We start from the raw sequence: 12661 nt of genomic DNA, 5'->3' as shown, positions 1-12661 counted from the left end.
ATTTGAAAATAAATTATGTAACTTTAAGAAAAAACAACCTAAAACACAGGTAATATAAAGTAGTTTAAAAGTAACTATACTTTAAAGATTTTATTTAAACCCGGTCAACGTTATTCAGGCATATACAGCTTTTAAACTATAAACTTTTACCTTTAAACTCCAGAAAAGACCTAACACATACCGGCCAGCTCTCGTTGCTTTCCTTAAATGTGTCAGGTCGATGCAAGTTTATAATTCAACAGGCTTCAATCGAGCATTTACCAACCAGGAATAATGTTCAATCCGAAACTTCCTCTACTTCCTTTCTGAATCGGAACTGCAAAGTAAGGTTCTGCAATCATGTATCCGAACAAATTGATCCTCATCGAAAGTCCTGCTGACATCAACAAAGCCGACGTTCTAACTTCTTCTACGTTCATAGGAATCCCATCATCACCTACCCTAGTAACTGTAACAGAACGACCTTCTGTTAAATCTGAAAATTCATTGAAACTTACACCTGCATCATAGAATAAAGCCAAGTCTGAAATTAAATACTTAGATCCAATCAGGGATAATTGTTTAGGTCCTGTAAATGGTAGTCTTACTTCACCACTCGCCATTAATACCTTTGACCCTAGAACTTGTTCAAAAGCAATGTCGTAGTTGCTTAGCAAATCTGTTGCACCACTAAACAATGATCCATATCCTCTTACAAAGCCCATTTGACCAATATAAAAAGGGTAAACACTATTAACATCTTGCTCAAATCTTGTGTAAGCGAAACCTCGTACTGCAAGACTGACAGGCTTTAACCACCAGTAATATCTTCCATCGGCTAATCCACTAATATACTTGTCGGTTCCATAATGTTGCTCCACACCGATTCGATATCGATATCCCTTCAATGGTGAAGTCAATCCAAAATTTGAATTATCACCGACTAATGCAATATTCGCACTCTGTTTCCATCCTTTGACCAATGAAAAATATTGATCAAACTGGATCACATCTCCAGTGGGCACTTTTTCTCGATCTTGATCTACTTGCTGAGAATATCCTGATAACTGGTCATACTGCAAATAAGAAGTATATAGATCATTCCTGAAACTTCTGTATGTTAGCTCTAGACCTGCTTCTAATCTCAGACTTTTAGAGAATGGTAGGTGAGCAAAAACACTACCTCCATCATCGAAGATCCTAAGAATATTCAACTCCTGCTTGACATTGTAAGGGAATCCAGTATTTGGAGAAAGGTCATCACTTTGATTAAATGAGTAATTCTGATATCCAGTTCTTAAAGGAACATGAGAAAGTCCGAACCCATAAGCAATTCTATTCTTCCTATTGATATAAGTAACTCGCCCACCAGCATCGTAGATTTCTCCATTGAGCGAAGCTTGCGCGAAAATCTGGTTGTTACCCAAAATATCACCGAATAACATGTCTATTCCACCTGCTAATCCAGTATAATTTCCAAAAGTTGAATTTCCCACTGCAACACCAGTTCCTCCTCCGATGTAGTCTAATTTAAACTTAGGCTTATATCTCACTTTCTTATAAGTTTCTAATTCGGAAACGGAAAGTGCCTTATCCATTACTTCGAGCTGATTATTAACCAAATCTCTTTTACCTATACTTTTCACAGGAAGTGTTCCAGCATCAAAATTGACATCAGCAGGATCTACTGGTTTGTTCAGCAGATTCTTATTGACCGTTTTGTAAATATTGTAAGTGTGATCATTATAATTCGTCATCAGGACTCGATCTCTTTTTCGAGAAACTGCAATTGCTGGTGAATACTCAGTAATCCCACTGATTCCAATAATAAAATCCGTCATTTGCAAAACCTCTCCCGTAGCGACAACATACTTATACATGTTACGATATCCATCTCGATCAGATAAGAAAAGAATGTTTCCTTCGAAATCAAAATTAGGATTTAAGTTATTAGCGCCTTTGAAAACATCTAAGATTTTAGTGGTCCCCGATTCTAAATCATGGATAGCAATATCGAAGGTGTACTTACCATTCGTCGTACCATTTTTAACCGAGTTCTCATCCGTTGCAAATGCTATGAGAGTCCCTTCTTCATTAACATTAGCATGAATTTCACTATAAATGTCATCTGTGATTTTACTTGCTTTATTCCTTCGAATATTATAAAGGTAAAGATCTGTCTGACCTTGCTCTAACCCAGTGAGTATAATTTCTTTACCATTAGGATGCCATGCAGGATTCGTAAATGATAGGAGATTTGGAATTTTGGTAGATTGTATCGTCTTTCCAGTTTCTGCCTCCTTAATCACTAAGATATTTCGACCTTTACTGAAAGCGACGTAAGCGAATTCTTTACTATCTGGAGACCAAGTTCCAGCGGACTCTAGAAAATTAATATCATCTATGTGCCCATCTGTCGTTTTCGAAGAAATTCTTCTGATTATCTCCCCAGACTGCGCATCAGCTAAGTATAATTCAGTAGAAAATAAATCCTTCTCCGAAAGGAAAATCACATATTTCCCGTTAGGACTTAAAGCAGGAGAAACGTTCATTTTCCCAGCATTGTCTTCTGAAATCACTTTCTTCCCGATGAAGTCTTCTTTCTTATTTCTAACATAAGGTTGATAATGTGTGGACAGTGCGTTTTCCCACTGATTATTTAGATTTTCAATAGACGTTCCTAGGACGGAGTCGACCGCAACGGCAAGGCCATATTTCGCAGTATTCATAAACATCGGTTCGATCACTTGATCACCATAGATTCCAGCTAAAAAAGACCAGAATGCCTGACCATATCTATAAGGAAAGTACTTAGGATTGTTCAAATCTTTGAGCGACGGAATGTCGTCATTAGCCACCGCATCTCTTATCCACATAGAAGTGTATGTATCCGCATTACCTTTCGACATGTATTCTGCTAGTCCCTCTACCATCCACAAGGGCAAGTTCTGGAGATTTTGCAAACTAGTACTATCACCTTGGATTATTTTATGATACTGAAATGCATGCACTAGCTCATGCCCTAGCACATGATTCGTTTGTTGGGTTGTAAAGGTGATCGGAAGCACAACTCTGTTTTTAAGACCTTCAGTTACTCCACCCGTTCCGATACCGATAGTCCCTGAAATAGCATTCGTTTGTTGGAAATCCGCATGATTATTATAAAAGATGATTGGATTTTTTTCAGCAAATGTATCCCTGAAGATTCTGGCGTGCATTTTATACCAAGCCTCCGTCTGCAAGGCAAGCTGCTTAAGCATGTCCGGATTTTTCAAATAGGTATAAATATCGAAATGTTCCGTTTCTTTTACTTCGAAATCGAAGCTTTGATATCTTGGTTTATTTTGACCAAAATATTGTGCATCCGCTGCTATGATTGCCAGCAGCAAAAATACAGTTGTTAATATGATATGTTTTCTCATTTTTTTATTTGTTTATAGTAGGATATACAATTTTTGTAACTCAAGTTTACCTCTAAAGTTCGACTTAAACACCCCTTTATCAGTGACTTAGCTACCTATTATAACATATTTCATGTCAAATTGATTTTATAATTATGTATGTGAAGTAGTTTTTAATAAGACTTTAACAAACTTTAATATTTTGTTTGGTTTGCTATCTTTAATACTCTATTGAATAAATGATCTATTGAAAGCTGTATTTAATAAATTGATTAGTACCTACTTGGAACGTCGTTACCAAAGTGTGCAAAACTTTATGGAAAACCCCCATGAAACTCAGCTTCGTACGTTTAACTATTTGATAGGGAAAGCAGCAAATACGGAGTGGGGAAAGCGATATAACTACAAAGGCATTAATTCTCCTGCACAGTATCGGAAAGAAGTTCCTCTTAATGAATATGATGACTTAGAGCCATACATCAAAAGAATGATGAATGGTTCTTTTAATATATTATGGCCGGGATTTGTAAATTGGTATGCGAAATCTTCGGGAACAACATCGAGCAAAAGCAAGTTTATTCCAGTTCCTAAGGAGAATCTCAGAGGTTGTCATATTAAAGGGAGTTGGGATGTAGTTACGTTACTTTATAAAGGACGAAGTGATGCAAGGATTTTCGAAAGAAAGAATCTGGTGATGAGCGGTAGTCTAAGTAATTATGAAGGGAACCATATGACAACTTATGGTGACATTTCCGCAATTATGCTTTATAATATGCCTATTGTTGGAAGACCGTTTTATACACCTGATTTCAGAACGGCACTACTTCCTGACTGGGATGAGAAGATAGAGAAAATGGTGCAAATCTGTTCTAGAGAGCAAGTAACCATGTTTGGTGGAGTGCCTTCTTGGACTATAGTTTTATTCAGAAAGATATTAGAAGCAACTGGAAAGGATAATATGCTAGAAGTCTGGCCGGATGTTCAAGCGTATGTTCATGGCGGTGTGGGCTTCGAACCTTACCGCTCGCAGTTTGAGCGGTTTATTCCTAGCGACGACTTCACCTACCAAGAGGTATATAATGCGTCCGAAGGTTATTTTGCAATTCAGAATGATCTTGAGTCTAATGATTTACTCTTGTTACTTGATAATTGTGTGTATTATGAATTCTTGCCGATGTCTGAGTTTGAGCAAGATGATGCGCGGACGATAGGACTGGAAGAAGTAGAATTAGATGTTAATTATGCAATGGTAATCAGTACCAATGCTGGGTTATGGCGATACATGACTGGCGATACGATTAAGTTTACATCACTGAGTCCATTTAAAATTAGAATCACAGGAAGAACGAAGCATTTTATCAATGTTTTTGGAGAAGAAGTCATGGTGAGTAATACAGACAAAGCGCTTGCGAAGACTTGCGATGAGTTCAATGTGAAAGTTTCTGACTATACGGTAGCTCCGATATATATCAAAGAAGGAACAAAAGGTGGCCATGAGTGGTTAATAGAGTTTTTAAAGCCTCCGGCGGATTTAGGTCAATTTAGTAAAAGACTTGACGAAAGTTTGCAAGAAGTGAACTCTGATTATGAAGCGAAACGTTTTAAAAGCATGGCATTAGAGAATCTAACGGTCGAATCTTTACCAACGAATACCTTTTATAAGTGGATGGAGAAGCGAGGAAAATTAGGCGGGCAAAATAAAGTGCCTAGATTATCTAATAACCGAAAGTACGTGGAGGATATTTTGAGTTTTTTAAAAGATGATAATGGACATTAACAAGGAATCTTTTCTTGTCATAAATGGCGCACTTGAGATTGGTGCAGATGAAAAGGATGAACTTGATGAAGAGCAGATGATCATTCGGATCGAGCGGAGAGTAGCAGAATTAATAGAACAGGATTTTGGATTACTGATGAGTTACTTGTATCGCTTGGATGTTCTGGAACCACATATTAATGCTTGCCTAGACCCGAAGAATCCAGTCCATCCATATACTTGTCTTGCACACTTGATATGGAATCGGCAGAAGAAAAGAATCCAAACAAAAATAGATTTTAAACAAGAAGGAGAAATAGAAGAAGGCTGGGAATGGTGAGTGAGATCTTTTTAACTAGCTTTAGTGCGATCATTTTCATAAAATAAGGTGTAGGGAAATTCATTAGCCCAAGTTCGAAAACAATGTTAGTCAAAACGAAAGGAATAATTCTACGAAGTTTAAAGTATGGTGAAACGAGCCTGATCCTAGATATCTATACCCAAGACTATGGATTAAATAGTTATATAATAGGCGGTGTAAGAAATAAAAAATCTAAGACTCAAGCAGGGTTATGTCAGATCATGTCCTTGGTGGAAGTAGTCGCGTACCATAAAAATACCAAAGGGTTGTTTCGTATCAAGGAAATTGCTAGTTCTCATTTATATCAGCGCATTCCATTTGAAATAAGAAGATCTTCAGTAGGTATGTTTATGACAGAAATTCTGAAGAATACGATTAAAGAAGATGAAGAGAATACATCTCTTTTTGAATTTATTTATTACTGGTTTTTACACTTAGACTTGTCTTCCGAATCTGTTTCGAATGTTCACTTGCTTTTTATGATTGAATTAGCGGAACAGATCGGTATCCAGCCAAGGGATAATTTTAGTATTAACAATCCATATTTTGATTTAATGGCTGGCCAGTTTGTGTCTAAGCTTCCTGATCATCATCAATTTCTAGATGCAGACCAATCGGAATGGTTGTACGATTTAATGATGCAGGAACGGAATTATGTACATGAATTAAAATTGACCAATACCCAAAGAAGAATTTTATTAGATAAGTTAATTCTATTCTATAAATTGCATATAGAATCCATAAAAGAACTACATACATATTCCATTCTTAACGAAATTCTTTCTTAATTATGACGACTAGCAACTCTCCAGCAATTACCTACCATACAGAAAAGCTTAAGAAAAAACAACTGCTAAAGCTCTATAAAGAGATGCTATATGCTCGAATGATAGAGGAGAAAATGTTAAAGCTTCTTCGACAAGGACGAATCTCTAAGTGGTTCTCTGGAATCGGCCAGGAGGCTATTGCTGTAGGATGTACCTTAGCAATGAATAAGGAAGAATACATCTTTCCGATGCACCGAAATCTTGGGGTTTTTACGAGTCGGGGCATTCCGCTGAGAAAGCTTTTTGCGCAATGGGAAGGAAAGATGGAAGGATTCACGAAAGGGAGAGACCGATCTTTTCACTTCGGAACGCAGGATTATAAGATCGTAGGTATGATTTCTCACCTTGCAGCCCAGTTATCGCTAGCTGCTGGTGTAGGACTTGCTCATAAACTAGGTGGAGAAGCAAACGTTTCTCTAGCGTTTACTGGTGAAGGCGGAACGAGTGAAGGAGAATTTCATGAGGCACTTAATATGGCTTCGGTCTGGAAACTACCAGTCATTTTTGTAATAGAAAATAATGGCTATGGCTTATCTACTCCCGTTTCAGAACAATACGCATGTAAGCAACTAGCAGATCGGGCAGTGGGATATGGAATGGAAGGAATAACAATCGATGGGAATAATGTACTAGAGGTATATCAAACGATTTCGAAATTAGCAGAAGACATCAGAGAAAATCCAAGGCCAGTTCTCGTAGAATGCATGACTTTCAGAATGAGAGGGCACGAAGAAGCTTCTGGGACCAAGTATGTTCCTGAAGAATTAATGAGCGAGTGGGCAACAAAAGATCCGATCAGCAATTACGAGTTGTTTTTGTTAGAGGAAGGTTTTCTGGATGAAGAGGAAATACTAGACTTGAGAGCAGAGTATAAGTCTCGAATAAGTAAAGAGCTAAAAGAGGCAGAAGAATTCTCTGAACCAACCATCAAGAATGAAATAGAAGATGTTTATAAAAGTTCTGCAGTAATAGAAATGTTACCTGAAGGCGCATCAAAAGAAATAAGATTTATAGACGCAATTTCACAAGCTCTGGATCAATCTATGACCACTTTCGATGACTTGGTGCTCATGGGGCAGGATATTGCTGATTATGGAGGTGTTTTCAAAATTACAGATGGTTTTCTAGAGAAGTACGGTCGAGAACGCGTTCGAAATACGCCGATATGCGAAAGTGCAGTTTTAGGAATTGCGGTAGGATTAAGTCTGAAAGGTTATAAATCTGTAGTAGAAATGCAATTCTCTGATTTTGTTTCTTGTGGATTTAATCAGATTGTGAATAACATGGCGAAATTATACTATCGCTGGGGCCAGAATGTGGATTGTGTTATTCGAATGCCGACTGGTGGTTCTGTGGGTGCAGGACCGTTTCATTCGCAAAGCACAGAAGCCTGGTTCACACATACACCAGGATTAAAAGTGGTCTATCCATCGAATGCCATCGATGCGAAAGGATTATTGATGAGTGCGATTATCGATCCGAATCCAGTTTTGTTTTTCGAACATAAGGCGATGTATCGCTCGATTTCTGGTAAAGTTCCAGAGGATAAGTATACCATTGAAATAGGTAAAGCGCGAATAGCTCGTGAAGGAAAAGCTTTTTCGATAATTACCTACGGTCTCGGAGTTCACTGGGCAAAGGAAGTTTTAGATGCTTTAGAAATAGATGGCGAAGTGCTTGATTTGAGGAGTTTGCAGCCATTAGATTATGAGGCGATAGGAGAAACTGTTCGCAAGACGAATCGAGTGATTTTGTTGCATGAGGATTCTATGTTCGGTGGAATAGGTGCTGATCTTTCTGCTTATATCGCTGAGCATTTATTCGAGCACTTAGATGCTCCATTAATGAGGGTTGCCAGTTTGGATACGCCGATTCCATTCAATAAGATTCTCGAAGGTGATTACCTTCCGATAGAACGACTAAAGGAATCGATAAAGAAGATTGTAGAGTATTAACTTGATGATATTGGAAATAGATCTAACATCGCTATAAGCGCTGTCAGATCGAGCGTATTGTCTTGATGTTTATCGCTTACCGCGATGACATCAATGTTGTAGGAATAGATCTAACATCGTTATAAGCGCTGTCAGATCGAGCGTATTGTCAGATCGAGAGTGTTGTCCTGATGTTTATCGCTTACCGCGATGACATCAATGTTGTAGAAATAGATCTAACATCGCTATAAGCGCTGTCAGATCGAGCGTGTTGTCAGATCGAGCGTGCTTTCTTGATGTTTATCGCTTACCGCGATGACATCAATGTTGTAGGAATAGATCTAACATCGCTATAAGCGCTGTCAGATCGAGCGTATTGTCAAATCAAGAGTGCTTTCCTGATGTTTATCGCTTACCGCGATGACATCAATGTTGTGGAAATAGATCTAACATCGCTATAAGCGCTGTCAGATCGAGCGTATTGTCAAATCAAGAGTGTTTTCCTGATGTTTATCGCTTACCGCGATGACATCAATGTTGTGGAAATAGATCTAACATCGCCATAAGCGCTGTCAGATCGAAAGCCCTATCATACTTTTTAATTAAAAAGCAAATTTTTCACTCCATCATACGTTATTAATCTAAAATCATTACTTTCGCGCCGAAAATAAGAAACAATGAACTTAGAAAAATATGTAGCAGTTAGTGGTATGCCTGGCATCTTCAAATTGGTTTCCACTAGAAATAACGGATTACTTGTCGCAGACATGGATACAGAGAAAACCAAGTTCTACACGATGAGAAAACACCAGTTTACTCCTCTTGGATCTGTTGCGATTTATACTTATGGAGATGCAGTAGCTATCGGCGATGTTTTCAAAGCAATGCACGATCAGCAAGCTGAAAATCCAATTCTAGAACCGAATGCTCCAGCACCGCAGTTGTTTGATTATTTTGATAAAATCCTTCCTGATTTCGATAGAGATCGTGTGTTTATCAGTGATATTAAAAAAGTAATAAAGTGGTATAATTTTCTGGATAAGAGAAATGCATTAGACTTCTCTGGAAAAGATGCTAAATCGGAAGAAGAGTAAATTATACTGTTCTATACAAGGCTGATTTAATGTCAATGAAATAAAAACCTCATTGACATTAAATGGTCCGCCTTATCTTATCAATTATCCATATTCTAGGGATACATTTTTGTATTATTTAGTCACTCCTCCTCTATTCTAATTTAAGAATCAAAAAGTTTGTTTCGGTATATCTCCGAAATGGTCGTCATCTAAGGTTTTATTGCACTCTATTTTATTCAAGCTTAATCTTCCCGCCATTAAGTAGCGATATTTTCATATTTTTGGTAATAAGAAAAGAGCATTAGCCGCATCTCTTTTAGCTAGCTAACCAATATAAAACTAAAAGCAAATGAACACAAAACAAATATTTAAGAATAATCAAGAGTGGGTGAAAGAAAAACTTAACCTTGATCCAGATTATTTTAGCAATCTTTCGAAAGGTCAGAAACCAGATATCCTATACATAGGTTGTTCCGATAGTCGAGTCACCGCTGAAGAATTAATGGGCGTTTCTCCAGGTGAGGCTTTCGTGCATAGGAACATTGCAAACATGGTTCCTAATACAGACCTCAGTTCGATGTCAGTAATTGACTACGCAGTCTTGCACCTTGAAGTAAAGCAAGTGGTCGTATGTGGTCATTACTACTGTGGAGGTGTTAAAGCAGCAATGCAGTCCCAAGATCTAGGTATCTTAAATCCTTGGCTGAGAAATATTCGAGATGTATACCGTTTGCACAAGGAGGAACTTAGTAAAATCAGTGATGAAGAAACACGATATAAAAGACTAGTAGAACTAAATGTTCAGGAGCAATGTGTCAATGTTATTAAGACCGCTGAAGTCCAAAGAGCATATAGAGACAGAGGTCTTACGGTACACGGCTGGGTGTTTGACATTCATTCTGGTAAACTGATAGACTTGAAGATTGATTTTCCTAAAATATTAGAAAACGTAATGGAGATATACCGACTTGATTAATGCTTAGGAAATAAGACCTTTTAGGTAGGTCAATGTTAGCGCGATTAGCAATTCTATACCCTATTAAACGATATAAATTAGGGTTTAACATTGACCTAAAAGAAAAAGCACTGCATTAAAAAATAGAATAATGATCGAAGCTAAAGCAGAAGATAATTCGATCTATTTATTAAATACATTAAAAACTTGAAATTTAATCGCATTCAACCATGGAGCACTTTCTTTTCGACTATCTTTCTAAGTACATCGCATTAAATGCTGAGGAAAAGAAAGCAATTTCAGACTTAGACATCTTCAAGCAGTATAAGAAAGGGACGATACTTCTTAAGGAAGGCCAATATTCAGACTATGGATATTTTGTTGTTAAAGGGTACTTAAGGTGCTATTACTTAAAGGATGGAGTAGAAAAAACGACTGCCTTTTATACAGAAGCAGAATCTTTGAATCCACCATGCATCATTACTAAAAGCCCTTCAGAATATTATATTTCTGTAGATGAAGATGCAATTCTGATTAGTGCTAATTCTGAAATGGAGCAAGAAATCTTCCAGAAATTTCCAAAATTCGAAAAGCTTTGTCGAGTACTTTCAGAGGAGTTGCTTATGAAAAATACAGTTGAATTTGACGATTTTAAGACTTCTACACCGGAACAACGCTACCTGAAATTGCAACAAACAAGACCTGATTTGTTACAGCGAGTTCCACAATACCAAATAGCAAGTTTTCTTGGGATGACTCCTCAGTCCTTAAGTCGATTGCGAAATAGAATTGTGAATAAATAATGGAAATCGGGCATTTATTAACTTAAGTGAATGAATGTAGGTTTGGTGACCGCTTACATTTGTATAGTATTTAATTAAAAGCAAATATTATGCAAAAACAAGTAATCATAGTGATAGCAGCATTAGTCCTATTAAGCACATCTTTAAGTGGACAGATCGGAAGTCAAAATTCTGAGACTAAAAAGTACTTTATAGGTAGTACCTTTTTCATGCTAGGTAACCTTTTACCTCAAAACAAACCAGATTTCGTTCAACTCAACCTTGGATACAGAATTACTCCGAAGGATGTCGTCTCGATAGAGGTGAAAACCTGGAAGTATGCCTGGCCAATAGGAATTCCATATGGAAAATACTATGAAGCACCAGGTGAAAATTATCCGGGATACATCAGAGAGGCAGGTATTGCGTTAGCCTACCAAAGGTTTATTTACAAAGGTGCTTACGCAGCAGTTCATGCATTCAATGCTAGGCAGAAATATGTAGATAGTGAAGACAACAAAATACAAATTGGCTATCAGTTATTCATGACTTATAGGCTAGGGTATCACTTTCAGTTTTTTAAGAATCGCCTCTTTATAGAGCCTTCAATTGCTGTAACACAATGGCCTATTAATACAAATGTTCCGGAGTCATTTGCAGCGGTAGAAAAGAAATGGAATAAGTACTTTTTATTTGAACCAGGCCTTCATTTTGGCTATAAGTTTTAAATATCATGCTATTTTTACTCGATGAGTAAATCTTATTATGAGAAAATAGCAGAGGCAACATCCTTCGTAAGGGGTTATCTTAAGGGTAATATCCTGGATGCTGTTATACTGGGAACGGGCCTCGGAAGTTTTGTGGACAGCATTGACATAGAAGAAAGAATTCCTTATAAAAACATTCCGCATTTTCCTGTAAGTACCGTCGAATCTCATCAAGGAGAATTGATTATTGGAAAATTAAAGGGAAAGCCAATTATCGTCATGTCAGGTCGATTTCATTACTACGAGGGATATTCCATGAAGGAGGTTACTTTCCCAGTGCGCCTTTTCCAGCTCTTAGGCGTAGAAAATATTTTTATTACAAATGTAGCTGGCGGAACGAATGCCGATTATGAAGCTGGTGATCTAGTGGTGATTAAAGACCATATCAACTTTATGCCGGAGAATCCACTTCGCGGTCAGAACGACTCGCGTCTCGGGGTTCGGTTTCCAGATTTAAAAAATACATATTGTCCTGACCTAAGAGTGAAAGCTCATGGTATTGCAAAAGAGATGAAAATTGACCTAAAAGAAGGTATTTACTTTTCCCTAGCAGGACCTAATCTCGAAACACCAGCGGAGTATGAATTCATTCATCGTTCAGGTGCAGATCTAGTAGGAATGTCGACCGTGCCTGAGGTAATCGTAGCGAAACACGCTGAGATGAACATATTTGCTGTATCCATTGTTTCTAATGTCTGTTACCCAACAGATCGCATCCAAGAAACAAGTATCGACTCCGTTATCGAGGTTGCACATCTTTCTGGAGAAAAATTATCTGCTTTGTTGGGTGCGTTAATTCCATAATTTTTGCAAACTTGCGTGT

Annotated in this window: 10 protein-coding genes; 9 read left to right on the top strand and 1 reads right to left on the bottom strand. The window is 37.6% G+C overall.

Annotated features, from left to right (window positions below; genetic code table 11):
* Positions 1-257 precede the first annotated feature (257 nt).
* A complete protein-coding gene (locus L2586_RS05200) occupies positions 258-3401 on the bottom strand; it encodes a hypothetical protein (RefSeq protein ID WP_235291733.1) in 3144 nt (1047 codons plus the stop codon).
* A 283-nt stretch (positions 3402-3684) separates the two neighbouring features.
* Here L2586_RS05200 and L2586_RS05195 point away from each other — a divergent pair, with 283 nt between their 5' ends.
* The 9 genes from L2586_RS05195 to L2586_RS05155 all read left to right on the top strand — a co-directional run bounded on the left by L2586_RS05195 (position 3685) and on the right by L2586_RS05155 (position 12642).
* Entirely contained in the window at positions 3685-5157 is a 1473-nt protein-coding gene (locus tag L2586_RS05195) for a GH3 auxin-responsive promoter family protein (RefSeq protein WP_455430653.1), read from the top strand.
* Positions 5147-5476: a hypothetical protein gene (locus L2586_RS05190; RefSeq protein WP_235291731.1), complete on the top strand. Its 330-nt coding sequence runs from the start codon at positions 5147-5149 to the stop codon at positions 5474-5476. Before L2586_RS05195 ends, L2586_RS05190 begins: the two co-directional genes overlap by 11 nt.
* A gap of 83 nt (positions 5477-5559) precedes the next feature.
* Complete coding sequence (recO, locus tag L2586_RS05185; protein WP_235291730.1) at positions 5560-6285, top strand: DNA repair protein RecO; 726 nt, start codon at positions 5560-5562, stop codon at positions 6283-6285.
* 2 nt (positions 6286-6287) lie between these two features.
* Positions 6288-8279, top strand: a complete 1992-nt coding sequence (locus tag L2586_RS05180; RefSeq protein ID WP_235291729.1) for an alpha-ketoacid dehydrogenase subunit alpha/beta — start codon at positions 6288-6290, stop codon at positions 8277-8279.
* A 656-nt stretch (positions 8280-8935) separates the two neighbouring features.
* The gene (locus L2586_RS05175; protein WP_235291728.1) at positions 8936-9352 is read left to right on the top strand and encodes a DUF5606 family protein; all 417 of its coding nucleotides are present in this window, start codon (positions 8936-8938) and stop codon (positions 9350-9352) included.
* 331 nt (positions 9353-9683) lie between these two features.
* Entirely contained in the window at positions 9684-10310 is a 627-nt protein-coding gene (locus L2586_RS05170) for a carbonic anhydrase (protein WP_235291727.1), read from the top strand.
* Between the two features lie 209 nt (positions 10311-10519).
* Complete coding sequence (locus L2586_RS05165; RefSeq protein WP_235291726.1) at positions 10520-11092, top strand: Crp/Fnr family transcriptional regulator; 573 nt, start codon at positions 10520-10522, stop codon at positions 11090-11092.
* Between the two features lie 89 nt (positions 11093-11181).
* Positions 11182-11799 (top strand): hypothetical protein, encoded by a 618-nt coding sequence (locus L2586_RS05160; protein ID WP_235291725.1) that lies wholly within the window; start codon positions 11182-11184, stop codon positions 11797-11799.
* 21 nt (positions 11800-11820) lie between these two features.
* On the top strand, positions 11821-12642 hold the full coding sequence (locus tag L2586_RS05155) for a purine-nucleoside phosphorylase (RefSeq protein ID WP_235291724.1): 822 nt from the start codon (positions 11821-11823) through the stop codon (positions 12640-12642).
* The last annotated feature ends 19 nt before the right edge of the window (positions 12643-12661 follow it).

It is taken from the genome of Portibacter lacus (assembly GCF_021533215.1).
In the GTDB taxonomy this organism is placed as follows: domain Bacteria; phylum Bacteroidota; class Bacteroidia; order Chitinophagales; family Saprospiraceae; genus Portibacter; species Portibacter lacus.
The sequence above is the reverse complement of the archived record's forward strand: the minus strand, read 5'-3'. Positions and strand labels throughout refer to the sequence as shown.

Bases quoted from the DNA above. Each gene is read 5' to 3' on its own strand.
- L2586_RS05155 (WP_235291724.1), top strand. From the start codon at position 11,821: ATGAGTAAATCTTATTATGAGAAAATAGCAGAGGCAACATCCTTCGTA.
- L2586_RS05200 (WP_235291733.1), bottom strand. From the start codon at position 3,401: ATGAGAAAACATATCATATTAACAACTGTATTTTTGCTGCTGGCAATC.
- L2586_RS05180 (WP_235291729.1), top strand. From the start codon at position 6,288: ATGACGACTAGCAACTCTCCAGCAATTACCTACCATACAGAAAAGCTT.
- recO (WP_235291730.1), top strand. From the start codon at position 5,560: ATGTTAGTCAAAACGAAAGGAATAATTCTACGAAGTTTAAAGTATGGT.
- L2586_RS05160 (WP_235291725.1), top strand. From the start codon at position 11,182: ATGCAAAAACAAGTAATCATAGTGATAGCAGCATTAGTCCTATTAAGC.
- L2586_RS05190 (WP_235291731.1), top strand. From the start codon at position 5,147: ATGGACATTAACAAGGAATCTTTTCTTGTCATAAATGGCGCACTTGAG.
- L2586_RS05175 (WP_235291728.1), top strand. From the start codon at position 8,936: ATGAACTTAGAAAAATATGTAGCAGTTAGTGGTATGCCTGGCATCTTC.
- L2586_RS05165 (WP_235291726.1), top strand. From the start codon at position 10,520: ATGGAGCACTTTCTTTTCGACTATCTTTCTAAGTACATCGCATTAAAT.
- L2586_RS05170 (WP_235291727.1), top strand. From the start codon at position 9,684: ATGAACACAAAACAAATATTTAAGAATAATCAAGAGTGGGTGAAAGAA.